We start from the raw sequence: 25,319 nt of genomic DNA, 5'->3' as shown, positions 1-25,319 counted from the left end.
TGTGGGTCAAGAATCCTTTGACTGTTCCTACGAAGGCGAGTCGGCCCCGTCGGCAAGCGATTGGTGGGCCTCGACAAAGGCCTGCAGGATGCTCGAGGCCGTCGCCGAGATCTGCCACTCGCGCGCTCCGGCCGCGCGAAGAGCGTCCTCGATGTGCTGCACGTCGAGGACGTCGGGAACGTCCCACGCGACGCGGCGGAGGTGATCCGGCGTGAGCAGATTCTCGACCGGGATCGACATGGCTTCGGACATGTGCTGCATCCGGGGCCGGGCCGCCTTGTACCGGGCGTCCGCTTCTGGCGCGCGGTCGATCCACGAGCGGGGAGGAGGCAGCGTGTCGCTCGAGGGCCCGCGCAGCGACGGGAGGTCGCTGGTCGCGCGGCCGCGTTCGAGGGCGGCCCACCAGCGACCGAGCTCGGTGCGGCTGGCGCGCCCGACGAACTCTTTCATCGCGCCGAGTTCGCGCTTGGAGGCGGGGTTGTTCTTGACCGCCGCGATGATGGACGAGTCGGGGAGCAGGCGTCCGGCTGCCGTGTCGACCTCGCGGGCGTAGTCGTCGCGGGCCTCCCAGAGCTCGCGGACGAGGCCGAGGGCGCGCTGACCACGAAGGGTGGAGAGACCCGAAGTACGACGCCAGGGATCCTGCCTGGGTGGTTTCGGCTCGCGATGCAGGGTCGCCTCGAACTCCTCCTCGGCGATCTCGACCTTCTCCTGGCTCGCGAGGAGCTCGTACATCGCATCGCGCAGGTCGACGAGCAGTTCGACATCAAGAGCGGCGTAGACCAGCCAGCTCTGGGGGAGCGGCCTCGTCGACCAGTCGGCTGCGGAGTGCTCCTTGGCGAGGTGGATCCCGAGCAGTTCTTCGACGACGGCGCCGAGGCCGACCCGCGGCATGCCGGCGAGGCGAGCCCCGAGCTCGGTGTCGAAGATTCGCGTGGGGTCGAGCCCGACCTCGCGGAGACACGCGAGATCTTGCGATGCCGCGTGCAGCACCCACTCCTCGTCGCGGATGACCTGGTCGAGTTCGGAGAACGAGCCGATGGCGGGCGGATCGAAGAGGAACACTCCCGAGCCGCGACGGAAGATCTGGATGAGGTACGCCCGCTGCGAGTAGCGGTACCCCGAAGCGCGCTCGGCGTCGATCGAGATGGGACCGTCGCCCGCGGCGATGGCGTCGACCGCCTGGAGGTACGCCTCTCGGGTGTCGATGACGTCGACGAAACCGTGTTCGTCGTCTGCTGTGGAGATGCGCGGGGCGGCCGTGGCCGCGGGATCGGCTTTCGAACTACTGCTCACGCCCCACCCTTCGGGATGCGAGGAGGGTCACGCCCTCGGCGGTCGGGGGAAGCCCGGCGAGGGTGCAGATCAACTCCGACCAGGCGTGCACGTGGTCGGCCAGGGATCCGTCGCTCGGCGACCACGACGCGCGCAGCTCGAGCTGTGCGCCGTCGCCCTGGGCCGCCAGCTCGCCGTAGCCGCTGGACAGGATCTTCGTCGCGGTGCCCGACGCGGCCGTGTACTCGGCACCGTTGGCCTCGAGCGAGTCGATGAGCCAACTCCAGGCCACGTCGGCGACGAAGGGATCGAGGCCGATCTCGGTCTCGAGCGGCGCCTGGGCGTAGCTCACCACGCGCCAAGGACCACCCCACGGCTCGGGCTCTTCCGGGTCGTACAGCACGATGAAGCGACCGGTGCCGAGATCGGCGTCAGCCGTACCCCGTGCGCCGATCACGTCGGCGGCGAGAGCGAAGGCATGCGGCGCCAGCCCCGGGCGCGGGAATCTCCACCACGACGAGGTCGTCGCGCGCCTCGAGTCCGCGGATGGCCGCGACGGCTGCCGCGAAGGCGGCCGGCACAGCGGGCGTCGCCTGGGGACCTGAGGGAGTTTCGGACACGTAGGAAGACTAGGCTCGATGGCGAACCGGTGGCCAGCGGCACGCCGTAGGGGCGTCGCCAGGGCGACCGGCCGGAGGGTCTTCATGACGCGTGTTGCCGAACCGAAGCGCACCGGCAGGCTGATCACGACCATCGCAGCCGTGTCGGCCGGAGGCGCCGTCGTGGCGGGTCTCGCCGGGTTCGCAGGCCTGAGCTACGCCGTCGCCCGATTCATCGTCACCCCCGCGGCCGGTCGCCACGAGCGCATTCGCATCATCTCGGTCGATCGCACGGCCGGCACCGTCGCGCTCACGTCGACGGCCGACACGCGCCTGCCAGGACGCTACGGCTTCCTCTTCGACGACGGTCGCGGCTACGCCCGTCTCGGCGACGTGGTCCACGACAACGGGCGCGTGGTGGTCCGCAACGTCGACGCCGTCGACGAAGGCGTGCTCTCGTCGGCGAAGCGGGGTCGCCTGCTCGGCTGGTACTACCGGCGTCCTGCCGATCTCGGCCTGCCGTTCAGCGACGTGACCATCGACACCGAGGTCGGTCCTGCCCCGGCGTGGCTCGTCCCGCCCGCCGACGTCGAGCCCGGAGCGGACACGCCTTCGAAGCGGTGGGCGGTCGTGGTGCACGGCCGCGGCGTCGTACGCGGCGAAACGCTCCGCGCGGTCCCGGCCTTCCGCGAGGAGGATACGCGACACTCGTCGTCTCCTACCGCAACGACGGCGAGGCGCCGGCCTCCGACGACCACCGCTACGGCCTCGGGCTCACGGAGTGGGCGGATGTCGAGGCCGCCGTCGACTACGCCGTGCTGCACGGGGCCGAGAGCGTGGTCCTGATGGGCTGGTCGATGGGTGGCGCCCTGGTGCTGCAGACGCTCCTGCGCTCCGCCCACCAGGACGTCATCGACGGCGTCGTCCTCGAGTCCCCGGTGGTCGACTGGCGGACGACGCTGCGCTACCAGGGCGATGCGCTGCACCTTCCGCTTCCGATGCAGGACGTCGTGCTGGCGATCCTCGGCGCGCCGCGCATGTCGGCCATCACCGGGCAGGCGGCACCGATCGACTTCGATGCGCTCGACCTCGTCACGGGCGCCGCCAAGATCACGGTGCCCGTGCTGATCCTGCACAGCGACGACGACGGCTTCGTGCCGTCCACCGCGTCCCGGGCGCTGGCCGAGGCGAGGCCCGACCTGGTCCAGCTCGAGACCTTCTCCGTCGCACGTCACACGAAGCTCTGGAACATCGACTCCGAGAGGTTCGAAGGGGCGATCAGGGGGTGGCTGGGCCGGCTTCGACCTTCCACCGGGCGTACAGAGCGCTCCCGTCGTCGATCAGCAGCTGACTGAGGCTGAGCCGGGAGGCGTCGAACCGCTCGGTGCCGAAGACCGGCAGGCCGCTGCCGATCACGACGGGCGAGGTCGACAGGCAGAGCTCGTCGACGAGGCGGTCGTGCAGGAACTGCCCGGCGAGCGAGGGGCCACCCTCGCAGATGAGGGAGTCGAGCCCGCGGTCGCGAAGGGCTTCGACGATCGAGCGGGGCGCGATCCTGCCCTCGACATCGGGAACGACGACGACGGTGGCCAGGCCGCAGAGGGAGTCGCCGAGCGACTCCTCGACGCGTGCGACCGCCGCTGCGGGACAGACCACGATGACCCGGTCGGCCCGGTCGGGCAGGATGCGGTGGCCGCTGAGGTCGCCCGAGGACGTCACGACGACGAGCTTCGCCGTCAGCGGCACCCGGTAGCCCTCGGCTCGCACACTCGCCGCGCCCACGACGACGGCGTCGGCGACATCGCGAATGGCCCGCAGGATCGCGCGGTCGGCCGGGTTGCTGAGGGACTCGGAGGTGCCGTCCGATCCGGCGGCGTCACCGCTGACGGCCGCGATGAGGTTGATGCGCAACCACGGCGTGACCGGCGGGGCGTACCAGCTCTTGAGCGTCTCGTGCGTGGCGTCCGAGCCGACCTCGAGCGTCGTCTCGACGTCGGGGCCGGCCGCGGACGACCGGTGCAGGAGGCGCAGGATCACGCGCCGACTTTTTCGCGGATCTGCCTCTTCGCGCGACCGAGCAGAGCGGTCATGCCCCGGATGCGCAGCGGGCTGACCGCTTCGACCAGACCGATGGTCTGCGGGTAGTCGTCGGGGACGGCCAGGGCGTCCTCGACGGTCAGACCCTCGAGGCCCTGCGCGATGATCGACGCGAAGCCGCGCGTCGTCGGAGACTCACGAGGCGCCGTCGCGTGCAGGTGCACCCGCCCTTCCGTCACCTCCACGAAGATGAAGACCGGCGACTGGCACTCCACGACCTGCTCGAGCAGGTCGGGGTGCTCCGCGTAGCGCTCCGGCAGAGCGGGAAGCTCGTTGGAGAACTCGAGGAGCAGCTGCAGCCGGTCTTTGACGCCCAGGTCGAGGAAATCCTGCTGGATCTCGGCCAGGGCTTCGGGGAGGGCGGGGGTGTCACTCATCGGCTGGCGACCAGCGGCACCTCGCCGGGCTCCGCGCCCGTCACGATCGGCACGCGGACGGCGGAACCCCACTCGGTCCACGAGCCGTCGTAGTTGCGGACGTTCTCGAAGCCGAGCAGGTGGTGCAGGACGAACCAGGTGTGGCTGGAGCGCTCACCGATGCGGCAGTAGGCGATGATGTCGTCGCCGTCTTTCAGGCCCGCGCCGTCGCGGTAGATGGCGTCGAGCTCGGGGACGGAGCGGAAGGTGCCGTCTTCGGCCGCGGCCTTGCCCCACGGCACGTTCTGCGCGCTGGGGATGTGACCCGCGCGGAGGGCGCCCTCCTCGGGGTAGGCGGGAGCGGTCGTGCGCGACCCGTCGTACTCCTCGGGGGAGCGGACGTCGATCAAGGGGCTGCCGAGGTGGGCGAGGACGTCGTCTTTGAAGGCCCGCACGACCGAGTCGTCGCGAACGGGGACCGGGTAGTCGGCAGCGGCGACAGCGGGCTGGTCGAGCGTGTACTCACGCCCCTCGGCCTCCCACGTGGCGCGGCCGCCGTCGAGCAGGCGCACGTCGTCGTGCCCGAAGAGCGTGAACACCCAGAGGGCGTAGGCGGCCCACCAGTTGTTCTTGTCGCCGTAGATCACGACGGTCGTGTCGGGGGAGATGCCGCGCTCGCGCAGCAGCTCGGCGAACCTCTCGGCCGAGACGTAGTCGCGCTGGACCGGGTCGTTGAGATCGGTGTGCCAGTCGAGCTTGACGGCGCCGGGGATGTGCCCGGTCTCGTACAGGAGGACGTCTTCGTCGGACTCGACGACGACGAGACCCTGGTCGTTCAGGTGTTCGGCCAGCCAGCCGGTGGAGACGAGACGCTCCGGGTGGGCGTACTCGCTGAACTTCGGGGACGGATCGCGGTCGACGGTCATTTCTACCTCCTGCTGCCGCCCGGTCGGACGGCTCGTACGTATCGGTGCCGGCGGTAAACTTTTGCTCACCGGTCTGCACTGCAACGTTAGGCACGCGCCGGTTATGCCGGGCGCGGCCCGTAAGACTCTGTCACACCCTAACGACACCCACAGATTGGCAGGCATCGCTCGATGGCCCACGAGAGCACGCGAACGGTCGTCTCACTCACCGATCGGTCGCCGAGCATCAGCGCCGCCGAGATCGTCGCCCACCTCGTTCCGCCGCGCCAGTTCGACGGGGCGTCCCTCGAGAACTACCGGCCGGATCCCGCCTACCCGTCACAGGCGGAGGCCGTCGAGGCGGTCCGAACCTTCGGCGAGGCCGCGGCCCCGACCCGGGGCTTCTTCCGCCGCAAGGCGCCGACGACCGCGGCTCCCGGCCTCTACCTCGACGGCGGTTTCGGCGTCGGCAAGACGCACCTGCTCGCCGCGCTCTGGCACCGCACGCCCGGGGTGAAGTACTTCGGCACGTTCATCGAGTACACCGCACTCGTCGGCGCCGTCGGCTACCAGGGGGCGATCGCGCAGCTCACCGGCGCGAGCCTGATCTGCATCGACGAGTTCGAGCTCGACGATCCGGGCGACACGATGATCATGACTCGCCTTCTCGGCGAGTTGGCGGATGCAGGATCCCGCATGGCCGCGACCTCCAATACGCCGCCGAACGCGCTCGGCGAGGGTCGCTTCGCCGCCAGCGACTTCCTGCGCGAGATCCAGGCCCTCTCCGGCCGGTTCCGCACGCTCCGGATCGACGGCACCGACTACCGTCGCCGCGAACTCGAGGCGCACGCCGTCGTGACGGGAGACCTCGATCCTGCGATCGCCTCGCTCGAGGGGGTCGTCTCGGTCGACGACTTCGAGGCCGTCATCGAGCACCTCGCCTCCGTGCACCCCTCGAAGTACGTCAAGCTCATCGACGGGGTCGACGCGGTGGCCCTCCGCGACGTCGCACCGCTGCACGACCAGACGCAGGCGCTGCGCTTCGTCGCCTTCGTCGACCGGCTCTACGACGCCCAGGTCAGGGTCGTCGCCTCCGGCATCCCGCTCGACGAGGTCTTCGGCCCCGACATGCTCGCGGGCGGCTACCGGAAGAAGTACCTCCGCGCCATATCCCGGCTGGTCGCACTCACCCTTCTCTGACGCAGGCCGCTTTTCGCATCCAATTCCTGCCGCGCGGTCAGACTCACGAAACGTGTTGTTTACATGCGCTCGTTTCGTGTTACATCGGCGAAACATCGGGGCACACGAAACGAAACGTGCGGCCGCCAGGATGAGCGTTATCCCGAGGCGGCAAACTCGACTTCACCTGCATCTCCTTTCATCGAGCGCGCCGGGAACCCTGCACTGCACAACTGAGAGGTGACACCAGATGTTCGACCAAGGCAATACCGCCTACGTCCTGATCACGGCCGCCATGGTCCTGCTCATGACCCCGGGCCTCGCCTTCTTCTACGGTGGACTCGTCAAGGCCAAGAGCGTCATCAGCATGATGATGCTCAGCTTCGGGGCCATCGGCCTCATCGCGGTCCTCTGGGTCCTGTACGGCTACTCGATGGCCTTCTCCAACGGCCCCGGCGGCCCCGCCGGCGACAGCACCTACATCGGCTGGGACGGCGTCTTCGGCTTCGACCCGACCATGTTCAGCCTGAACTCGCTGGTCGACAACGCGCACTCCACCGCCTCCGCCGCCTACCCGCAGCTGGCTTTCGCAGCCTTCCAGGCGACGTTCGCCATCATCACCGTCGCCCTCATCTCGGGCGCCATCGCCGACCGCGCAAAGTTCGGTGCGTGGATGGTCTTCGCCGGCGTCTGGGCGACGGTCGTCTACTTCCCGGTCGCCAGCTGGGTCTTCAACTTCACCCTCGGCAAGGACGGCTCGGTCGTCGACGGCGGGTGGCTCGCCAAGATGGGCTTGATCGACTTCGCGGGCGGTACCGCGGTCCATATCAACGCAGGATCCGCAGGTCTGGCCCTCGCCCTCGTCCTCGGCAAGCGCGTCGGCTTCGCCAAGGGCGCCTACAAGCCGCACAACCCTCCCTTCGTCATGCTGGGTGCTGGCCTGCTCTGGTTCGGCTGGTTCGGATTCAACGCCGGCTCGGAGCTGGGTGCCGACGGCACGGCCTCGGTCGCGTTCATCAACACGCTCGCCGCTCCCGCCGCGTCCATCCTCGGCTGGCTGATCGTCGAGAAACTCAAGGACGGCAAGTCGACCTCGGTGGGTGCAGCATCCGGTGCGGTGGCCGGTCTGGTCGCCATCACACCCGCGTGTGCCGCTCTGACGCCGTTCTGGGGCATGGTCCTGGGCATCATCACCGGCGCCATCTGCTGCCTCGCGATCGACTGGAAGTTCCGCCTCGGCTTCGACGACTCGCTCGACGTCGTCGGCGTGCACCTCGTCGGTGGTCTGGTCGGAACGCTGTTCATCGGCTTCTTCGCCTACCAGGGCGGCGTCGGCCTCATCTACGGCGGCGGCTTCAAGCAACTCGGAATCCAGGCGCTGGCAGCGGTGTCCGTGATGATCTACTCCTTCGTGCTCGCGTTCGTCATCGGCTGGATCATCCAGAAGACGATGGGCTTCAGGATCACGAGCGAGGACGAGATCGCCGGCATCGACACGGCCGTCCACGGCGAAGAGGGCTACGTCCTCCTCGACGAGCGCGCCTAGCGTCCCTCGAACCACGAAGGGCCCCGACACTCTCCGGTGTCGGGGCCCTTTCTCGTGGCGCGGACGCCGCCTCCCGGGCTCAGGTCGTGACGCGACCCGCATCGGCGACGGAACCGGTCGACGTCGAGCGCGACCCACCGATACGGAAGCTCGCGCCGCGGTGCTCCTCCGGAAGGCGGTCGCCGCGACCGTGCAGCTTCTCGCGCAGAGATCCCTGGACGTACTCGGTCGGATAGGCGCCGCGCGCCCGGAGTTCGGGGACGACGTGCTTGATGACGTCCTCCCAGGTGCCGGGGGAGACCGCGTACGCGAGGTTGAATCCGTCGACGTCCGTCTCGTCGACGAGTTCTTGGAGGTGGTCGGCGACCTCGACGCCCGACCCGACGAAGATCGGTCCGAGTCCGCCGATCGCCCCGAACCTGGCGATGTCTCGAACGGTCCATTCCCGGCCGTCGAGTTTCGCCGACTCGGCGAAGTTCTGCATCACCGACTGGATCGCGTTGCCCTGCACCTCGCCGATCGGCTGGTCGAGGTCGTACTGGGACAGATCGATTCCGGTCCAGCCGGACATGAAGACGAGCGCCCCCTCCTCGCTGGCATAGCGGAGGTAGTCCTCGTGCTTCGCGACCGCCTGTTCGTGGGTCTCATCGGTGATGACCGTCAGCAGCGTGTAGATCGTGGCCGAGTGCCGGTCGCGCCCTGCCTTCTCGAGGGCGTCCCTGATCCTGCTCACCGTCGATTTCAGGACGGCCTTCGAGGGCGCGGACACGAAGATGGCCTCGGCGTTGTCCGCTGCGAAGGCGACGCCGCGCGGGGAGGCACCGGCCTGGTAGATGACGGGCGAGCGCTGGACGGACGGCTCGGACAGGTGGATGCCGGGCACCGTGTAATTCTCGCCTCGGTGACCGATCTCGTGCACTTTCTCCGGGTCGGTGAAGACGCCTTTCTCGCGATCCTCGATCACGGCGTCGTCCTCCCACGACCCCTCCCAGAGCTTGTAGAGGACGTCGAGGTATTCGCTGGCGACGTCGTACCGCGCGTCGTGTTCCGACTGGTCGTCGTGCCCCATGTTGCGGGCGGCGCTCGGCAGGTAGCCGGTCACCACGTTCCACCCGACGCGACCTTTCGTGAGGTGGTCGAGCGACGACATCCTGCGCGCGAACGGATACGGGTGTTCGTACGCCGTGCCCGCCGTCACGCCGAAGCCGAGGTGCTCTGTCACGGCGGCCATGGCCGACACGAGGAGAACCGGGTCGTTCACCGGGATCTGCGCACCGTTGCGAATCGCGGCGACGTTGTTGCCGCCGTAGACGTCGTAGGTGCCGAGAACATCAGCGATGAAGATGCCGTCGAACGTGCCCGACTCGAGCAACCGGGCCAGGCTCGTCCAGTAGTCGATGTCGTTGTAGTGGCGAGATCGGTCCTGGGGGTGTCGCCAGAGTCCGGACGACTGGTGGGCTACGCAGTTCATGTCGAACGCGTTGAAGCGGATCTGACGGGTCATGGGACCATCCTGCGGGGCGCACGGGCTGGTGTCCCGGGCCTCGTCATCCGGAGACACACGGCGGCCCACAGGCGCGCCGACCGAGACGCGCCCTCGGGCCGAAGCTCGAGGGCGCGCGGCCGAAGCGACCGAGAGGCCAGGATCAGGAGGCCCCTCGGGCTTGCGACGCGGCCGAGTAACCAGCTCGGCCACTACCAGTCTGACGGTGATCTGATCGGTTTGGCTGAGTGCAGCCACATAACGACGAGAGTCGCGTGGACGCGTGAGGGCTCCTGGACCGCTAGGACGCTGCCCCTCGGTTCGACCGCCGCTTCGACCGGAGGACACCGACGAGGCTGAACGCCGACACGATCGCCCACACTCCTTCGAGAAGGAGGAACCCCCACTGCTGCTCGACGACGGCGTCGACCGCCAGGACGCCGGAGCCGGCCGTGTTCAGGACGAGATACCTCAGCGACTTCAGATTCAGGACGCCCCACTGGGCGAGCGCGAACCCGGCGAGGACCAAGAGAGAACCGACGATTTGAATGGCGATGCCCACGACAACCTCCAGAGGCACCGTCGTCAGACTGGGTACGCTGCCGCTCGTCCAGAGGCCCCCGGGAACGGATGGCCGTCGAAGACTCTACCGACGGGGTCTGTGCGGCGTCTGTGCACCTCCGCGGGTGGGGTCGGGGCGCGCAGCCGGACGAGACGAACAGCCCGTTCGTGACCGGGTGGCGACGGACCACGGGTCGCGGGGGAGCGCTACGCCTCGCGACCGATTCGGAACGCGTGCCTAAGGTGGGACGGTGTCCGAGAGTCGTACCGTTCGCGTGGAAGGCGATGTCGTGTTTCGTCCGCGGAAACCGTGGACCTCGACAGTGCACTCCCTCCTTCGACATCTCTACGATCAGGGTCTTCCCGTTCCGGAGCCGCTCGGCATCGATGCGGACACCGAATGCGTCCGGCTCGTGCCGGGGGACGGCGGTGAGGCGGCTTGGCCTCATCAGGTGTCCCTCGACGCCGTCGCGTCAGCCGGCGAGCTGCTCCGCCGGAACCATGACGCGACACGGTCCTGGCGCCGACCGGAGGACGCTGTCTGGGCCGTGCCCGCAGAAGGGCAGGACGTGATCTGCCACGGCGACCCGCAGCCGGGCAACATGGCGTGGCACGACGGGATCGCGGTCGGCCTCTTCGACTGGGACGATGCACGTCCGGCGGAGAGGATGAGTGACGTCGCCTACGCGCTCGAATGGTTCACCCCGTTCGACGTCGACCCGGACAGTCTTCGGCGACGCGGGCTGCCCGAGGACGTGGATCGTCCTTCTCGGATCCACGCCTTCCTCGACGGATACGGCTGGACCGAACCCCTCGACGTCGTCGACGAAGTGCTCCGCCGCCAGCAGCGAGCCATCGACGAGGTGGTCTGGCTCGGAAAGGCGGGACACGAGCCGCAAGCCACGTGGGTCGCCGAGGGATGGCCTGCGCGCTGGGCGTCGAAGCTCGACGTGACGGAGTCCTTGCGACGAGAATGGCGAGAGTGACAGGGATCGCCCGGCGCTCCCGTGGTCGGCGCTGCGGGCGACTCGGCGTCAGCGAGGGCCTCGAGGGTAGAGCCGAGCAAGCACGTCGGGAACGACTTCGTACCAGTCGCTCTGCTGTCGGACCTTGATGGCCGAGCGGGTGCGCGCGTGGACGATCCCGATGGTGCGGAACTGCTCGGCGGTGACCGGGCGGAGCACGCCGAGGTCGACGAGTCGGGCGAACACCGTCTCTGCTCCGTCTGAGTCGAAACCTCCGCCCTTCGCGTCGGCGTTCACGATCTCTTGAACCTCGAGACGGGAGATGGCGGCCGGGAGCTCGTCGGCGACGTCGTCGTCGACCAGACCCTCGGCCAGGAACGCTGAACGACGCTGCGCGCCATCGTCACGGCCGTGTACTCGAACCGTGTCCGCCGAGGGTCTCCGCGCGTGATCAAAGCCCAGCTGTCGTCCATACGTCGACCGTAGACGAGTCGAGGGGCCCGCTGCTCTCCCGAGCGACTGCCCCGTCGCAGACCACGTGGAGCACGCCGCGACGTCGCCGGAATCGACCACGTCGGCCTGGGCGGCGACTACGACGGCGTCGACTCGCAGCCGCTGGGTCTCGAAGACGTCTCGGGCTATCCGCGGCGAACTCGCCGCTCTGGCCGGGGCGCTCGTATGCAGTCGTGGAGGCACCGAGGGCGGCGGCTCCGTGTTTTAGAGGTCGCCGCCGACCCCGACGCCGCCTTCGCGGCCATCGGCGTCGATGAAGGTCTGCGGAGCCGACTTCGGTCCCTGCTGACGGAGGCATGAGCACGCCAGGTCGCGACAGGGTCTTGCTCATCGCCGGTCGCCGTGGCAGCCTTGAGCCCGTGATCTCGTAGCAGCGATACCAGTCCTCCCCACACCCGTGGGCGAGTCGATCGATCCTGCACACCGAGGAATGACAGTGCCCTCTTCAGACCACACTTTCGACCCCTTTTCCGTCGATGTCGTCGCGGATACTCTGTTTGGCTTACCCGGCGTCGAAGCCGTTGCGCTCGGCGGATCCCGGGCGGAGGGTGTCAACCGGCCGGACAGCGACTGGGACATCGCCATCTACTACCGGTCAGGATTCGACCCGGAGTCTGTCAGGGGCATCGGCTGGCCCGGACACCTGAGCGACCTCGGCGGGTGGGGACGGGTGTTCAATGGCGGCGGCAAGGTGACCGTGGGCGACCAGTTGATCGACATTCACTATCGCGACCTCGGACTCGTCGATGAGATCCACGACACCGCCGTCCGGGGCGAGTTCACCATCGAGCCGCTCCTGTTCCACCAGGCGGGACTCCCGAGCTACATCCTGCTCGCGGAGCTCGGAATCAATCAGACGCTCCGGGGCGCGCTGCCGTGCTGGGACTACCCGGCTGTTCTCCAGAAAACCGCACCTCTCATTTGGTGGGATCATTCCCGCCACACCCTCGACTACGCCGATAGCCACGCCCGCCACGGCCGCGTGGCCCAGTGCGCAGGACTCCTGAGCGAGGCCGCCTGCCACGCCGCGCACGCGATCCTGGCCCATCGTGGCGTGTGGGTCACCAATGAGAAGCGGTTGCTCGACACGGCAGGACTCCGGGGCCTGGACGACGTCATCATGCGTCTGGGGTCGGCACGGGGGAGTCTCGAGCGGGCAGCTGCCGACACGCGCGAGCTGCTCGTGGCGACCGGGACTCGGGAGGGGATGTCGTGGCGCTGACGCTGATGTGCGGACTCTCGTTCGCCGGGAAGAGCACCTTCGCGACACTGCTGGCCCGAGAACTCGGCGCCCAGGTCGTCAGCCTCGACGCCATCAATGCGGAGCGAGGTCTCGACGGCGGGCAAGGGATCCCGCTGGACGAGTGGGCGACCAGCGATCGAGTCGCGCACGAACGCGTCGACGCTCTCCTCCGACAGGGGAAGCACGTCGTCATCGACGACACCGGGTCTCCGCGCTTCATCCGGGACCAGTGGCGCTCCGCGGCGAACACCGTCGGCGTGCCCTTCGCCCTCGTGTGGGTGCGGATCGACCGTCGACTCCAGCAGGATCGCGTGGCCAGGACTCGCGCGCGCAACGACCGGCCCGACGTGACGGATGCGGTCCTCGCCGAACACGCTGCTAGCTTCGACTCACCCGAGAGGGAGGAGCCGTTCGTCGTCGACGCATTCGACACGAGAGACCCGGCCCGCGCCGCAGCCGTCGCTTCTGCGATCCGGCAGCTCGCCGTCGCCTAGCAGGACGTCGCGGCGTGGTGCAGTGCGTCGACGTCCGGTCGACACACCGCACCGGTCACCTCGAGGGCGAAAGCGACCGCAGGTAGTCGATCGCGTTGTCGAGGACGGCTTCGAGGGCCACGGTGTCGCGACGTGTCTGGCTGAGCAGGAGACCACCCTGGACGGCTGCGAGCAACGCGAGGGCGGCGCGACCGATGTCGAGGTCGGAGGGCAGGATGCCTCGGTCTTGCATGGTCGACAATCCGTCTCGGAGCAGACCCTCCCAGGACGAGAACGACGCTTGGAGCGCCCGCCGCGCGTCGAGGTTCGTCTCGACCAGATCGCTCGCGAGGCTGCCGATCGGACAGCCGCCGATGCACTGCTGTGCGCGCAGCACGTCGACGATCATGTCGCGCCACGCGACCAGCCCGTCGAACCCCTCGACCCGCTCGAGGCTCACGCGATGGAGATCGATGACCGTCTGCGTCTGATGATCGATCACGGCCAGGATCAGGGCGTTCTTGTCGGCGAAGTAGTGGTACAGCTGCGAGGTGTTGACGCCGGCCACCCGCTGGATGTCGTCGATCGTGGCCCGCTCTACGCCGACCTCGAGCATCAGGCGCGACGCCGTCTCGACGATCCGCTGTCGGGTGGCGCGGCCTTTCGGCGTGAGAGGTCGACCGCCGACGGCGACGAGCCCCTCGAGAGAGGTGGTGGGCATGCGTGAAGACTACCTTTTTTAGAGTGGACATTCCATTTTAGGGCCGGGACTATTGGAGCAATTACTCCAAACGAAAGGCACACCATGGCCAACTCCGACTTCTCAGGACAGACCGCACTCGTGACCGGCGGCACGAGCGGCATAGGCCGCGAGGTCGCCCTGCAACTGGCGGCAGGGGGAGCGCATGTCGTCGTGACCGGCCGGAACACCGAGCGAGGAGCCGCCACAGTCGACGCCATCCGTCACTCGGGCGGCGCCGCCGACTTCATCGCCGTCGACCTCGCCGACGCAGATGCGGTGGCTCATCTCGCAGCGGAGGCGGTCCGGGTCGGTGGAGGCCACGTCGACGTGCTCGTCAACAACGCGGGCGTCTTTCCGTTCGGCCCCACCGCCGAGGTCGACACGGAGACCTTCGACGCTGTGATGGCCGTGAACGTCCGGGCACCATTCACCCTCGTCGCGGCGCTCGCCCCCGGCATGGCCGAGCGAGGTCACGGCGCGATCGTCAACCTGTCGACGATGGTCGCCTCCTTCGGTATGAGCGGCATGTCGCTGTACGGGTCGTCGAAGGCCGCCCTTCAGCTGCTGACGAAGGCGTGGGCAGCCGAGTTCGGTCCGTCCGGCGTACGCGTCAACGCGGTGAGCCCCGGCCCGACCCGCACCGAGGGCACCGACGTGATGGGGGACAGCCTCGACGCCCTTGCCGCGACGACGCCCGCGGGGCGCGTGAGCACGGTCACCGAGGTTGCCGCCGGCATCGTCTTCCTCGCTTCGGCCGCTGCATCCAATGTCCACGGCGTGATCCTGCCGGTCGATGGCGGGCGACTCGCCGTGTGACGACACGGAGCGAACTCCCGTCGCCACCTGGCCGTGACAGCGTAGGACGATCGCGGACGACTAGACCAGGCCGGGGAGGACCGACCTCGAGATGACGTCGAAGGGGTGGTCGGCGCGGGCGCGAGCGAGGGCTGGTCGTAGACCCAGGCGAGCGCCGCTACCAGCGCGAACGAGTCGGTGCCATCGACGTCGGCGGGTGCGATGCCCGCCGCGTGGCGCGGTCGAGGAACTCACGGTCATGCTCATAGAACGAGGAAAAACCATGACGCCGCGGCAGGGTCAAGTGCCGCCCACAGAGGCGGCGTGATCGTCACTGTCGGTTAGCCGCTCTCGCCCGCGCCTTGATCGACAGGATGACATCGGTCTTGGCGTCGGCGTAGTCGTTCATGTCGTCCCACCGCCTGCGGAGCAGATCCCGTTTGGTGCTCTCGTAGAGGGCGCAGTCGTCCGCATCGGAGCGGAGGTGATCGCGCAGGAGCAGGTAGTCATCGACGGCAGGATCGTCTCGCTCGTACAGGTGGACATGGACGTCGCGCGCGGGCGTGCGCACCAGACGGTGGCCGGGTTCGCGAACTCGAAGCTCGTAGCCGACCGCGAGCAGCCCGTCGAGGTAGTCCTCCTCCGCCGTGATGTCGCTCACCGTGACCACGATGTCGACGATCGGTTTCGCGGCCAGACCGCGAACCGCGGTGGAGCCGATGTGCTCGATCTCGACGTCCGCCGCGGCAAGCGCTTCGAGAATGCGCCCTCGATGCTCGAGGAAGACGCTCGCCCATCCCTCGTCGTAGTCGTGCAACCCGAGCTGGAGGGGCTCCGCGCCTCCTACGATCTCGACTGTCGTGACGTCTGGTCGGCGTGGCTTGCGAGTCTCTTTCACAGGAGGATTCTCGCAGTGCCGAGGGGCTCCGCGGTCTGGCCCGTCTACAGACCCGGGTCCCGCTGGGTGACGAACCCTAGAGCCGCCCCAGGCGACACCTCCTCAGCAGCGAATGCCGAGGACGGGTCCGTGGGTTCCCACGATGTGATCGCGCAGGGCGGTGACGAACGACTCCCGGTCGCCGGTGCGCATCAGGTCGACGAGGTTCCGGTGCTCGCGGGTGAACTCCTCCCACCTGCCGGTGACCCGAGCCGGAGTCTGCAGGGTCATGACGAGTTGTCTCTCTCGGAGGTGGTCGTAGAACTGGAGCAGGACGGGGTTCTCGCCGACCTCCACGAACGCGCGGTGGAAGTCGATGGTGCGGTTGACCAGCTTCACGTAGTCACCGTCGCGGGCTTCGTCCTGCTCTTCGTCGATCATCCGGTCGAGTCGTGTGCAGAGCTCGGCGCGAGCCTCGTCGGAGACGGCATCGACGTAGGCCGACTCGAGCACCTGGCGGGCGTCGGCCACGGCCAGAGCCTCCTCGAAGCTGAGACGTCGAACGAGGGCGCCCCGCTTCGGGTAGATGGTCAGCCAGCCCTCGGCCTCCAGTCGACGGAGCGCGCCGCGCACCGGCGTCCGGCTCACGGCAAGACGGGACGACAGGTCGTTCTCGCTCAGCATGGCGCCGGGGGAGAGCGTGCCGTCGAGCAGCCACGAGCGGAGCTGCGCGTGCACACGCTCGACAGCGGGCTCGGTCTTCGACGTGGTCTCCACGGTGCCATCCCTTCTTGGATCCAAGATGTACTCTAGACGACGGCTCGACGATCGAAGGAGTGGGCATGCAGAAAACGGTGTCGCCGAGAGCGTGGCTCCGAGTGGCGCCGGCGGTCACCGCGCTAGCGTGGGGAGGCAACCACTTCATCCCGCTCATGCTCATGTACCGGGCCATCGACGGGTATAACCAGCTCCAGGTCGACCTGTTCCTGGCCATCTACGTCATCGGAATCGTGCCCGGTTTCCTCGTGGCCGGCGCCTGGTCCGACCGATTCGGCCGCAAGCGCATCCTGCTGGCCGGTCTCCCGATCGGTATCGCCGCCAGCATCGTGCTCGCGTTGTTCAGCGACAGCATCGCCGGCATGTGCGTCGGCCGGTTCCTCAGCGGCGTCAGCGTCGCCGTCGCAATGGTCGTCGGGAGCAGCTGGATCAAAGAGCTGTCGACGGCCTCCGGCGACGGGGGAGCCGGCGCCAAGCGATCCTCCATCGCCCTCTCGCTCGGCTTCGGCGGCGGAGCCGGCGTCGCCGGGGTGCTCGCGCAGTGGGGTCCGGCCCCGACAGTGTCGCCGTACCTCGTGCAGATCCTGGCCTGCGTCGTTGCTTTCGTGGCTTTGCTGTCCGCGGTCGAGACCCGAGAGCCCGATCCGGCCATCACCTCGCTGAGGGGTGACATCAGGATCCCGATCGCTCTGCGCTCACGCTTCTTCCGGGGCGTGCTTCCCGTCGCCCCGTGGATCTTCGGCGCCAGCGCGCTCGCCTTCGCGGTCGGCCCCAGCCTCGTCACCCACCGGACCGGCTCCCTGGAGGTGGCCTTCGCCACCCTCGCGACCGTCATCACCCTCGGCGTCGGGACGACCGTCCAGCTCTTGTTCACGCCGATCGATCGTCTGCTGCGTGGCCGGTCGGCCACGGTCGGGGTGATCTTCGCCGCGCTCGGCGCCCTGCTCCTCATCCCCGCCGCACTGGAGTCGAACGTCGTGGCCGTGCTCATCGCCGCGCCCGTCTTCGGCGCCGGCTACGGCATCTGCATGGTCGCGGGTCTCACGGCCATCCAATCCATGGCCGACGCGAACGATCTCGCCGGAGTGACCGCCGTCTTCTACGCGATCAGCTACTCGGGCTTCTTCCTGCCGATGATCCTCGCGGCGCTCGTGCCGATCTTCGGCTCTACCGTCGTGCTCGTCGCCGTCGCCGTCGTCTGCCTGACCTGCGCGGGAGTCTCGCTGACCACCAGGCGGATCGTCGCGCGCCAGCCGAAGACGGCCTGACCGGTCGACTCGATCGTCGGGCTCGTGAACGCGCGACGCGTGTGCGTGCCGGGATCACGGCACCAGGGCAGACGACAGCACGTTCTGCAGTGCCCGCTCGGACCCGGAGCGCCTCGTGGCCACGTCGTCGATCGTGCGACGTTTCCACAGGAGGAGAAGTGCCTCCATCGCTGGCAGCTCGATGGCTGCTGCGGAGTCTCCGCGTGCCTGCGCGGGTCCCAACAGCAGAGTTTCTTCCCTGCCGCCGTGATCATCGAGCAGGCCTATCTCGAGACTGCAGCGGAGGGGAGCCATCCTCCCGAGCCTGACCTGCCGGGGATAGAGGTCGTTCAGGACTTCGCGGACGCCGAGGGCGGCCAGTGGGGCCGGGATCCTGACCGGCGCCCCGATGGCGTTCCTCACGTCCCAGAGATGAAGAACGGTCTCCAACGCTTGTCGCCGCGCCCAGGTCGCCGCGACAGCGGGGATAGATGGTCGCGCAGGGATCGGTGGCGTCTCGCTGTCGAAGAGCCTCCAGGAGTCGAGATGCACCCTCGTCGAACCAGGTGACGAGAAGCTCCTCGTCACCCGGCGACGTGCCGTCGTCGGGCGTCCCGGTGAGTTGAGCGTGGGCCCAACGGTGAACCTGTCCGAGATGCCGGGTGAGGTCGGTGATCGTCCACCCTGGACAGGTGGGCACCGGAGTCTCACGGGGGCCAGTGAAACGGCGGCGGTGAAACCATCGGCCATGACTTCGATGGTGTCGACGAGTTCGTTGTAGTCCACGGCCCTGATCCTAGGAGTCGCACCAGTCCCTGCCTTGGGAGAGATGGATCGAAGTGCGACCGGCTACCTCCCGCCGGACCGCGGCGGATCGAAACGGCCGTCCGACGGACCCTCCACGAACGCAACGACACGCGCGTCGCGTTCGTCGCACACGGTGGGGTGGGCGCCTTACTGCTCGCAAGCGTGACCGGAGTTCCGATCAGGAGGGCGCTGGATCAGCCCGGGTCGGGCAGTTATTTCGCCTTCGATCCGATGTCCTGGGAAGCCCTGTCGCCCTGGTCGCGCCTGGGCTAAGAACTCCGGCGATCGATCACGACAACCCCGGCGTCAGTTTTTATCGGACATCGACCGCGGCTCGCCCGGCGCCGGCGTCGGTCGGCGATGCGCCGACCGAGCGAAGAAGACGACGGACGGCACAGCCCCCAGTGCCAGAAACGTCGGGAGCGCGAACAGAAGCCAGTCCGTTCCGGAGACGTGCGACTTCGACATGATCTCCACGAACCGCAGCACCGCGTAGCCGGTCCAGAGCGCGCAGAACAGGATGGACGACGCGAGGCTGCGTCCGGTCAGCCACCAGTGCCGAGGACGCGCGACGACAGGGCCCGGCAGATAGCTCGGCTCGTCGGGCCCGGTGACATCGAGGCCGAGACCCTTCTTCTCCGATCCGAGAGAGCTCATGGCCGGGACTCTACTCGCGCACGATCCTTTCCCGCGCCCGTTCTCATCGTCATCGGCAGCTTCGCGCTGAGCATCGGGGGATTCTTCCTCGTTCTCTGGATCGCCGTGAGCGCGATCACCTGGTCGATCAGTCACACGCCTGGCCGAAAGATGTGAGGCTCTACAAGGCAGGGACGCCCCGAGCTACGACGCGTCCGTCGATGCACCGCTTCCCGCGAACGGTCGGCCGCCTACCACCTGCCTCGAAGCTCGCCCACACACGTTCGGATCCGGGGTGCGTGATCCAGGGAGCGCGGAGGAGGGAGCGATCAGTTCGACTCGGATCGCCTCAGGGAGCGAACGACAGCACCGGCTGCGACACGGGTCGCAACGACGATCACGCCCGTACAACCGAGGATCAGGGCAGCGAGGATCGCCGTCGAAGACAGGTGACCGAGAGCTTGGTAACCGGCATCCGTATCGTGCGGCTTCTGGAACGGGATGGTGAGAACGAAAACGGCAGCGATCAGGAACGCGACGCCGAGCCACGTCAGGGCGCGGAGGTCGGGAGCCGCAGCCTTGCCGTCGCCGGACCGAGCCTCTCGCGGCCGCGCTCCTTGCTTTTCGAACTCTTGGATCTGGTCCACGGGATCCCCCTTTTTCCGAGAGAGTAGCGGGTTCGCGCCAACCGGGCTACAGCCATCGCTTCGTTCCTCACGGCAGAGCCGGCGGCGTCAGGCACCACTCGTCAGGCGTCTGGCGTCAGGCGTCAGGCGTCAGGCGTCAGGCGCCGGGCGCCGGCGCCGGATGCCGGGCGCCGGGCGCCCAGGTCGTGACGTTACACGGGTCCGAGTATCGTCCTGGAGGCGGCCGGATACCTGCCTGCCTGATCAGCTCGGCAAGCGGTCGCCTGTCGGCCATCCGAGCGGCCAGGTGAAGAGCTCGGTAGTAGAACTCGGGTTTGTCGATACTCGCGCGATCACGGAACGAGAAGTCCATTCAGGAACACAGCGATGAGTCGTCGGTTGAAATCGACTCCTTCGTCGGGGACCGGGTGGCACAGAAGCGCGAGAGCGGTGATGACGCCCTTGGCTTCGAGCTCTGAGTGGATGGCACCCGTGCGTCGCGCCGCGTCGAGGAGGGATTGGAGCGCCGGCTCGAGCCGGTCGCGCACGGAGGGCCCGATCTCCTGGAGTCCGGGGTCGTCCGAGGTGAGGGCTGCAGCCAAGCCTCGCTTGGTGGCCACGAGATCGAAGTACAGTTCCGCCCACTGTGTGAGCGCCTCGCCGGGCTTGGCGGCGGTGGCCAGAGCCTGAGCCGCATCGGCGCACGCGTCGATCTCGTTCGCCATGACGGCTGCGACGAGATCCGATCGGCGGGGAAAGTGTCGGTACATCGTGCCGACGCCCACGCCCGCGAGATCGGTGATCTCCTTCGCTGGTGCGTCGACCCCGCCGCGAGCGAAGACCTCCTTCGCAGCCTTCACGACAGCGATCGCGTTCTGCTGCGCGTCGGACCGCTGTCTCCGGCTCGGCCCGGTGGTCGTCATGTGTCTCCACTCTTGTTTTCCGGAACACCTTTCCGTATATTTCTGGAAAGGGATTCCGTTTGATCAGGATAGACGTCGCGGAGTCGACATCACAAGGTCTGGAGACACACCATGCCGTACCGCACCCTCGGCCACACCGGTATCAAGGTCAGCCCCTATGCGCTCGGCGCGCTCAATTTCGCCACGCAGATGGGCAACGGCGAAGGCGACTCGACACGCATCATCCACAAGGCCCTCGACGCCGGCGTCAATCTCATCGACACCTCCGATTCGTACGGCGACTCGGAGGAGGTCGTCGGCCGCGCCCTCAAGGGGCGTCGCGAGGACGTGGTGCTCACGACGAAGTTCGGTCTCGGCGCCGACGAGCACCACCGCGGAGCCTCCCGACGGTGGATCACGACGGCGATCGACAACTCCCTTCGTCGCCTGCAGACGGATCACATCGACGTCTACCAACTGCAGCGGCCCGACCCCGAGACCGACATCGAAGAGACCCTGTCCGCCCTCAGCGACCTGGTGCACGCCGGAAAGATCCGCGCCTTCGGCACCTCGATGCTCCCGGCGTCCGACATCGTGAACGCCCAGTGGGTCTCCGAGCGCCGCGGTCTCGAACGCCTCCGCACCGAGCAGCCCCCGTACTCGATCCTGAATCGCAGCGTCGAGCGCGAGATCTTCCCGGTCGCCGAACGGTTCGGGATGGGGATCCTCGTGTGGGGCCCTCTGGGACAGGGCATGCTCACGGGTCGGGTCCGTCGCGGTCAGGCGACCGACCTCAACCGAGCGAAGTACTTCACGACATTCACCGACGAGCGACGCATCGACGCCGTCGAAGAGCTGATCACCCTGTCGGGGGAGGCGGGGATCACGATGCCGCACCTCGCGATGGCCTTCGCCATCTCACATCCTGCCGTCACGAGCGCCCTTCTCGGTGCCCGCACCGAGGCGCAGCTCGACGACCTCCTCACGGGCGTCGACACCGTCCTCTCCGACGACGTCCTGGACAGGATCGACGAGATCGTCGCCCCCGGCACCGACATCGGCACGCTCGACCAGGCCTACGTTCCTGCCTCCGTCGCACAGGTCGGCCTCCGCCGCCGTTCCGTCACGGGGCGCAGCGCTGCCTGACGCCCTGCCGTAGGTTCATGCGTCGAGCGCTCGAGTCCACGGCAGCTAGGCGTCCGTGACGTCTCGCTGACGCCTCGCGGCGAGGACCTGTCGGGCGCGGCGGCTTCCGACAGGCGCCGGTCGGACAGCGCCCCTAGCCGTTGAGTCAGGTCGACTGCCAATCGGGGCGCCCCCTTGTGCTTGTCGCGTTTCTTCGGCCAGAGCGCAGCGCGAAGGAGTCCCACGGAGACCACCGTCGGAACAGCGAAGACTGCAATGAATATCGACGCCATGGAGGCGCGGTCGTCCTCGATGAGGCCCATTTGGTAGAGGACGACAGCCTCCGCGGCTATCAACGCGAGAGTCACGAGGGTGATGATCCAGAACCAAGCTGTCGTCGAAGGATTCCGCCGCCGCGCGAAGAACGCCAGGCCACTGACAGCAATGAGCAGGACCGGGATGATTTGGCCGACAGTGGAGAGCATGAGGTCCGTGGCGTGCCACGGCCAAGGCTGGCTGTCGAAACCGATGTGAACCGGAATCGTCGCAGTCTGGCCCGGTGTCAGAAAGAGGTGAGGGGCATCTGTAGGCGCGGGCTGGGCGGCATCGATCGCTGGCATGCTCGCTATTATCTCGGCAGCAAGCACCCGCGCACAGACACGAAGGACGAGACACACCTCCGCTCGCACGGCCGCGAATGAGGCCGGAACTTTACGTCGACGGGCTCGAGAAGCGCGCCGTAGCCTCGGCACTCATCAGCACAGCGACGCGGGCATCGTTGCTCGTGATCTCGAATCGCTGGTGGGTCGCGGTCGCGGACTCGCTGTGCATGGACGGGGCCGACCTGGCGTCGGCGAGCGAGAGAACCCTCATGTACACGGTTCCAGCGCACCCACGGTGACCCCTACGAAGCACGTGTACTCGGTGAATCGCCGCTCTAAAAGCAAAAAACCCCGGAAATCCGGGGTTTTTCTCTGTGAGCGATACTGGGATCGAACCAGCGACCTCTTCCGTGTCAGGGAAGCGCGCTACCGCTGCGCCAATCGCTCAAGCTGTTGAATTAGAACACACCAAGTGTAAACCTCTGGCGTGAGGTGGGGACGGGATTTGAACCCGCGTAAACGGCTTTGCAGGCCGGTGCCTCGCCTCTCGGCCACCCCACCCTGAGGAGCAGAGCCCCCTGGTGAGCTTTCACTCGAGCGGATGACGAGATTCGAACTCGCGACCCTCACCTTGGCAAGGTGATGCGCTACCACTGCGCCACATCCGCATGATGTCTTGTTGCTTTGTTGCCGTGCTGCTTTGTTACTGTGTTGCCGTGTTTCTCTCGCATCTCTGCGACCTCAGGAACTCTATCCGAGTCTCGGGAAGAGTACAAACTGAGCCAAGGTCGTGTCTTGCGTCCGGTGTCGATTCGATTCCCGCGCGATTCGTCCAGTAGGATTACCGAGTCCCACGGGCGATTGGCGCAGTTGGTAGCGCGCTTCCTTCACACGGAAGAGGTCATCGGTTCGAGTCCGGTATCGCCCACTCCCTCACCGACCACGCGCTCACCGCGAGAGCTGCTGCAGCGCCCACGAGTTGCCGTCCGGGTCGGCGAAGTAGGCGTAACGAATCCCACCGCCGACGTCGCTCACCTCCGAGACGTCCACACCGCGCCCGGCCAGTTCACCGCGAGCGGCGGCGATGTCGTCGACCACGAGGTGAAGCCCGTGGACTCGAGGCGCGGACGGGTCGCCCATGCCGGTCCCGACGACGATCGAGCAGGACGACCCCGGCGGAGTGAGCTGCACGACTCGGAGTCCGTTGCCGGGCTCGACGTCGTGATCGAGCACGAAGCCGACCTGGTCGACGTAGAAGGCCTTGCTCCTGTCGACGTCGCTCGTCGGAAGCGGCACGAGTTCCAGTCGCATCTGCATGGCAGTCACCCTAGGCCGTGTCTCTCAATTCTCCGCGGGTCGTGTGTGCCCTGGATCGCGCGATCTGCGGCGGCGGGTTCCTTGAAGGCCGCGGGCGGCCTCCTGCGTCACCCGCCTTGCAGCTCACGAGACCAGACCACACACGACCTCCGGCCAATTGGGGAGACACACCCTAGCCGCGACGGGGCACTCGTGATCCTGCGCCCCCGCGCGAGCGGATCGACAGCACGCCGACCAGCGCGGCGATCACGACGAGGAGAACGAGGCTGACCGGCCCCGTGCCCCAGCCGAGGCCGCTGCGAGCGTGCGAGACGCCCATCCAGTCGGCGAACGACGCCCCGATCGGGCGGGTGACGACATAGGCGAACCAGAAGGCCAGCACCGGCCCGAAGAGCTTCGCGGCATGACCGACGGCAGGCACCAGGATGACGACGACGAACACGAGTCCGGACGCCAGGTACCCGAGGTGGAAGGTCGTGGCCGTGAGATCACCGGTCGCCGTTCCCAGCGCGAACGTCGCCAGGACGCTCAGCCAGTAGAAGGTCTCGCGGCGGCGAGTGGTGATGCTGTGGATCGACAGCGTGCCCTCCGAGCGGCGCCAGAGGGCGAAGACGACCGCCAGGATCACGGCGAACGCGGGAGCCGACATCAGGTACGGCACCCCGAGCCCGACGTGGAGGACGTCGGCGCACATCGTTCCGAAGACGCTCACCATCACCACGGCGAACCAGTAGACCACCGGAACGTAGCGCGTGACGCGATACTGCAGGGTCATCGCCACCGCGAAGAGGACGAAGCCGATGCCCACGCCGACGATCGGGTTCAGACGACTGACGAGGAAGTCGGAGCTCGTCTCGCCGGCACCCGTCGTGAGGAGCTTCACCACCCAGAACAGAGCCGTCACCTCGGGAACCTTGCTGAGCGTGACCCTGCTTTTCGGTCGGTGCTCCCGTGTCGACGGAGGGACCTGCGACAGGCTCGGCGTCATCGCGTCACGTCCGCGGTGTGCCGGCTCCTGCGATAGCGCACGAGCCCGGTGATCACGATCGGCAGCACCGAGACGATCACCACGAGGACCGCCAGGAGGTCGATGTGCGTGCGGACGAACGGGATCCGGCCGAGGACGATCCCGAGGACACTGACGACAACTGTCCACAGGGCCGCGCCCGACAGATTCCAGAGGAGGAACGTGCGGTAGCCGGAGAGACTCGCGCCGGCCGCCAGAGGCACGTAGGTGCGGACCACGGGCACGAAACGCCCCAGCACGAGCGCCGCCCCGCCGTACTTCGCGAAGAAGCCCTGGGCCTGGTCGAGGTAGCGGCTCTTCAGGATCCGGGCGTCGGGCGTGAACAGCCGTCGTCCGAAGCGGTGACCGAGCCAGTAGCCGACCTGGTCACCGAGTGCAGCCGCGACGAAGGCGACCACGATGACGAGCCAGACGGGCACGTGGATCACCCCGCTCGAAGCCAGCAGCCCGGCGGTGAAGAGCAGCGAGTCGCCCGGAAGGAACGGGAACAGCAGCCCCGATTCGACGAAGACCATCACGCCGAGACCGATGAGGACGGACGGGCCGAGGCCCGTGAGGAAGGAGTGCGGGTCGAAGATCATGTCGGGTGCTCCAGGATCGAGAGGGTCACGGACGTGCGGACGGTGCGGGGCGGAGCGATCGGG

General features: G+C 67.8%; 27 protein-coding genes, 4 tRNA genes and 2 pseudogenes. 12 read left to right on the top strand and 21 right to left on the bottom strand.

What is annotated here, in order from left to right; translation table 11 throughout:
* Positions 1 to 27 precede the first annotated feature (27 nt).
* On the bottom strand, positions 28 to 1,248 hold the full coding sequence (locus tag QUE79_RS14500; RefSeq protein WP_434011060.1) for an HRDC domain-containing protein: 1,221 nt from the start codon (positions 1,246 to 1,248) through the stop codon (positions 28 to 30).
* Between the two features lie 37 nt (positions 1,249 to 1,285).
* Positions 1,286 to 1,895 (bottom strand): annotated as a pseudogene (locus QUE79_RS14495) (DUF3000 domain-containing protein).
* An 18-nt stretch (positions 1,896 to 1,913) separates the two neighbouring features.
* Between QUE79_RS14495 and QUE79_RS26345 the strand changes: the two are divergent.
* Both QUE79_RS26345 and QUE79_RS14490 read left to right on the top strand, forming a co-directional pair.
* Positions 1,914 to 2,294: pseudogene (locus QUE79_RS26345) on the top strand (DUF8805 domain-containing protein); the annotation flags it as partial.
* 146 nt (positions 2,295 to 2,440) lie between these two features.
* Positions 2,441 to 3,229: an alpha/beta hydrolase family protein gene (locus QUE79_RS14490; RefSeq protein ID WP_350271552.1), complete on the top strand. Its 789-nt coding sequence runs from the start codon at positions 2,441 to 2,443 to the stop codon at positions 3,227 to 3,229.
* Here the strand turns inward: QUE79_RS14490 and QUE79_RS14485 are convergent.
* Genes QUE79_RS14485 through QUE79_RS14475 form a run of 3 tightly spaced genes read right to left on the bottom strand, consistent with a single transcriptional unit; the run spans position 3,153 to position 5,253 of the window.
* A complete protein-coding gene (locus QUE79_RS14485; protein WP_286343712.1) occupies positions 3,153 to 3,911 on the bottom strand; it encodes a dihydrofolate reductase family protein in 759 nt (252 codons plus the stop codon). The two genes, QUE79_RS14490 and QUE79_RS14485, sit on opposite strands and share 77 nt — an antisense overlap.
* Positions 3,908 to 4,348, bottom strand: a complete 441-nt coding sequence (locus QUE79_RS14480) for a SufE family protein (RefSeq protein WP_286343711.1) — start codon at positions 4,346 to 4,348, stop codon at positions 3,908 to 3,910. The genes QUE79_RS14485 and QUE79_RS14480 overlap by 4 nt, the downstream gene beginning before the upstream one ends.
* Entirely contained in the window at positions 4,345 to 5,253 is a 909-nt protein-coding gene (locus QUE79_RS14475; protein ID WP_286343710.1) for a sulfurtransferase, read from the bottom strand. The genes QUE79_RS14480 and QUE79_RS14475 overlap by 4 nt, the downstream gene beginning before the upstream one ends.
* A gap of 171 nt (positions 5,254 to 5,424) precedes the next feature.
* Here QUE79_RS14475 and zapE point away from each other — a divergent pair, with 171 nt between their 5' ends.
* Positions 5,425 to 6,432, top strand: a complete 1,008-nt coding sequence (gene zapE, locus QUE79_RS14470) for a cell division protein ZapE (RefSeq protein ID WP_286343709.1) — start codon at positions 5,425 to 5,427, stop codon at positions 6,430 to 6,432.
* A gap of 229 nt (positions 6,433 to 6,661) precedes the next feature.
* Positions 6,662 to 7,957, top strand: a complete 1,296-nt coding sequence (locus QUE79_RS14465) for an ammonium transporter (RefSeq protein WP_286343708.1) — start codon at positions 6,662 to 6,664, stop codon at positions 7,955 to 7,957.
* A gap of 79 nt (positions 7,958 to 8,036) precedes the next feature.
* On the opposite strand, the gene QUE79_RS14460 is transcribed toward QUE79_RS14465, so the two are convergent.
* Together QUE79_RS14460 and QUE79_RS14455 are read right to left on the bottom strand one after the other, a co-directional pair.
* Positions 8,037 to 9,461 (bottom strand): LLM class flavin-dependent oxidoreductase, encoded by a 1,425-nt coding sequence (locus tag QUE79_RS14460; RefSeq protein WP_286343707.1) that lies wholly within the window; start codon positions 9,459 to 9,461, stop codon positions 8,037 to 8,039.
* A 280-nt stretch (positions 9,462 to 9,741) separates the two neighbouring features.
* Positions 9,742 to 10,020, bottom strand: a complete 279-nt coding sequence (locus QUE79_RS14455) for a CBU_0592 family membrane protein (protein WP_286343706.1) — start codon at positions 10,018 to 10,020, stop codon at positions 9,742 to 9,744.
* A 232-nt stretch (positions 10,021 to 10,252) separates the two neighbouring features.
* Between QUE79_RS14455 and QUE79_RS14450 the strand changes: the two genes are divergently transcribed.
* From QUE79_RS14450 to QUE79_RS14430, 4 genes are all read left to right on the top strand, one after another.
* On the top strand, positions 10,253 to 10,987 hold the full coding sequence (locus QUE79_RS14450) for a phosphotransferase enzyme family protein (RefSeq protein ID WP_350271551.1): 735 nt from the start codon (positions 10,253 to 10,255) through the stop codon (positions 10,985 to 10,987).
* Positions 10,988 to 11,485: 498 nt separating this feature from the next.
* On the top strand, positions 11,486 to 11,779 hold the full coding sequence (locus QUE79_RS26190) for a membrane dipeptidase (RefSeq protein WP_434011059.1): 294 nt from the start codon (positions 11,486 to 11,488) through the stop codon (positions 11,777 to 11,779).
* 97 nt (positions 11,780 to 11,876) lie between these two features.
* The gene (locus QUE79_RS14435; protein WP_286343703.1) at positions 11,877 to 12,701 is read left to right on the top strand and encodes a nucleotidyltransferase domain-containing protein; all 825 of its coding nucleotides are present in this window, start codon (positions 11,877 to 11,879) and stop codon (positions 12,699 to 12,701) included.
* Positions 12,692 to 13,216 carry a P-loop nucleotide/nucleoside kinase family protein gene (locus QUE79_RS14430; protein ID WP_286343702.1) on the top strand — a complete coding sequence of 175 codons (525 nt, stop codon included), beginning with the start codon at positions 12,692 to 12,694 and terminating at the stop codon, positions 13,214 to 13,216. The genes QUE79_RS14435 and QUE79_RS14430 overlap by 10 nt, the downstream gene beginning before the upstream one ends.
* A gap of 55 nt (positions 13,217 to 13,271) precedes the next feature.
* Here QUE79_RS14430 and QUE79_RS14425 read toward each other — a convergent pair whose 3' ends face one another.
* The gene (locus QUE79_RS14425) at positions 13,272 to 13,916 is read right to left on the bottom strand and encodes a TetR/AcrR family transcriptional regulator (RefSeq protein WP_286343701.1); all 645 of its coding nucleotides are present in this window, start codon (positions 13,914 to 13,916) and stop codon (positions 13,272 to 13,274) included.
* Between the two features lie 84 nt (positions 13,917 to 14,000).
* On the opposite strand from QUE79_RS14425, the gene QUE79_RS14420 reads away from it, so the two are divergent.
* The gene (locus QUE79_RS14420) at positions 14,001 to 14,753 is read left to right on the top strand and encodes an SDR family NAD(P)-dependent oxidoreductase (RefSeq protein ID WP_286343700.1); all 753 of its coding nucleotides are present in this window, start codon (positions 14,001 to 14,003) and stop codon (positions 14,751 to 14,753) included.
* Between the two features lie 310 nt (positions 14,754 to 15,063).
* Here the strand turns inward: QUE79_RS14420 and QUE79_RS14415 are convergent, their stop codons facing one another.
* Together QUE79_RS14415 and QUE79_RS14410 are read right to left on the bottom strand one after the other, a co-directional pair.
* Positions 15,064 to 15,630 carry a GrpB family protein gene (locus tag QUE79_RS14415; RefSeq protein ID WP_286343699.1) on the bottom strand — a complete coding sequence of 189 codons (567 nt, stop codon included), beginning with the start codon at positions 15,628 to 15,630 and terminating at the stop codon, positions 15,064 to 15,066.
* Between the two features lie 102 nt (positions 15,631 to 15,732).
* Positions 15,733 to 16,386: a GntR family transcriptional regulator gene (locus QUE79_RS14410; RefSeq protein ID WP_286343698.1), complete on the bottom strand. Its 654-nt coding sequence runs from the start codon at positions 16,384 to 16,386 to the stop codon at positions 15,733 to 15,735.
* 65 nt (positions 16,387 to 16,451) lie between these two features.
* Here QUE79_RS14410 and QUE79_RS14405 point away from each other — a divergent pair, with 65 nt between their 5' ends.
* Positions 16,452 to 17,654 (top strand): MFS transporter, encoded by a 1,203-nt coding sequence (locus QUE79_RS14405; RefSeq protein ID WP_286343697.1) that lies wholly within the window; start codon positions 16,452 to 16,454, stop codon positions 17,652 to 17,654.
* A 250-nt stretch (positions 17,655 to 17,904) separates the two neighbouring features.
* Here the strand turns inward: QUE79_RS14405 and QUE79_RS25630 are convergent, their stop codons facing one another.
* The 4 genes from QUE79_RS25630 to QUE79_RS14385 all read right to left on the bottom strand — a co-directional run bounded on the left by QUE79_RS25630 (position 17,905) and on the right by QUE79_RS14385 (position 20,625).
* The gene (locus QUE79_RS25630; protein WP_350271550.1) at positions 17,905 to 18,333 is read right to left on the bottom strand and encodes a maleylpyruvate isomerase N-terminal domain-containing protein; all 429 of its coding nucleotides are present in this window, start codon (positions 18,331 to 18,333) and stop codon (positions 17,905 to 17,907) included.
* Between the two features lie 413 nt (positions 18,334 to 18,746).
* Positions 18,747 to 19,097, bottom strand: coding sequence for a hypothetical protein (locus QUE79_RS14395; protein WP_286343695.1), 351 nt, complete (start codon positions 19,095 to 19,097; stop codon positions 18,747 to 18,749).
* A 308-nt stretch (positions 19,098 to 19,405) separates the two neighbouring features.
* Entirely contained in the window at positions 19,406 to 19,723 is a 318-nt protein-coding gene (locus QUE79_RS14390) for a hypothetical protein (protein ID WP_286343694.1), read from the bottom strand.
* A 332-nt stretch (positions 19,724 to 20,055) separates the two neighbouring features.
* Complete coding sequence (locus QUE79_RS14385; RefSeq protein WP_286343693.1) at positions 20,056 to 20,625, bottom strand: TetR/AcrR family transcriptional regulator; 570 nt, start codon at positions 20,623 to 20,625, stop codon at positions 20,056 to 20,058.
* Between the two features lie 111 nt (positions 20,626 to 20,736).
* Between QUE79_RS14385 and QUE79_RS14380 the strand changes: the two genes are divergently transcribed.
* Positions 20,737 to 21,750: an aldo/keto reductase gene (locus QUE79_RS14380; RefSeq protein ID WP_286343692.1), complete on the top strand. Its 1,014-nt coding sequence runs from the start codon at positions 20,737 to 20,739 to the stop codon at positions 21,748 to 21,750.
* A gap of 690 nt (positions 21,751 to 22,440) precedes the next feature.
* Here the strand turns inward: QUE79_RS14380 and QUE79_RS14375 are convergent.
* The 4 genes from QUE79_RS14375 to QUE79_RS14360 all read right to left on the bottom strand — a co-directional run bounded on the left by QUE79_RS14375 (position 22,441) and on the right by QUE79_RS14360 (position 22,999).
* On the bottom strand, positions 22,441 to 22,602 hold the full coding sequence (locus tag QUE79_RS14375; protein WP_286343691.1) for a type II toxin-antitoxin system Phd/YefM family antitoxin: 162 nt from the start codon (positions 22,600 to 22,602) through the stop codon (positions 22,441 to 22,443).
* Between the two features lie 104 nt (positions 22,603 to 22,706).
* Positions 22,707 to 22,778, bottom strand: a tRNA-Val gene (locus tag QUE79_RS14370).
* Positions 22,779 to 22,821: 43 nt separating this feature from the next.
* Positions 22,822 to 22,892, bottom strand: a tRNA-Cys gene (locus QUE79_RS14365).
* A gap of 35 nt (positions 22,893 to 22,927) precedes the next feature.
* Positions 22,928 to 22,999: transfer RNA gene (locus QUE79_RS14360), tRNA-Gly, on the bottom strand.
* A gap of 187 nt (positions 23,000 to 23,186) precedes the next feature.
* Between QUE79_RS14360 and QUE79_RS14355 the strand changes: the two genes are divergently transcribed.
* Positions 23,187 to 23,259: transfer RNA gene (locus tag QUE79_RS14355), tRNA-Val, on the top strand.
* A 20-nt stretch (positions 23,260 to 23,279) separates the two neighbouring features.
* On the opposite strand, the gene QUE79_RS14350 is transcribed toward QUE79_RS14355, so the two are convergent.
* From QUE79_RS14350 to QUE79_RS14340, 3 genes are all read right to left on the bottom strand, one after another.
* Positions 23,280 to 23,648 (bottom strand): VOC family protein, encoded by a 369-nt coding sequence (locus QUE79_RS14350; protein ID WP_286343690.1) that lies wholly within the window; start codon positions 23,646 to 23,648, stop codon positions 23,280 to 23,282.
* A 172-nt stretch (positions 23,649 to 23,820) separates the two neighbouring features.
* Entirely contained in the window at positions 23,821 to 24,552 is a 732-nt protein-coding gene (locus QUE79_RS14345) for a COG4705 family protein (protein ID WP_286343689.1), read from the bottom strand.
* An 80-nt stretch (positions 24,553 to 24,632) separates the two neighbouring features.
* Positions 24,633 to 25,256: a VTT domain-containing protein gene (locus QUE79_RS14340; RefSeq protein ID WP_286343688.1), complete on the bottom strand. Its 624-nt coding sequence runs from the start codon at positions 25,254 to 25,256 to the stop codon at positions 24,633 to 24,635.
* Positions 25,257 to 25,319: the final 63 nt, after the last annotated feature.

The sequence above is a fragment of the Frondihabitans sucicola genome, from assembly GCF_030296615.1.
GTDB lineage: Bacteria > Actinomycetota > Actinomycetes > Actinomycetales > Microbacteriaceae > Frondihabitans > Frondihabitans sucicola.
This window is presented reverse-complemented; position numbering and strand designations above follow the sequence as displayed.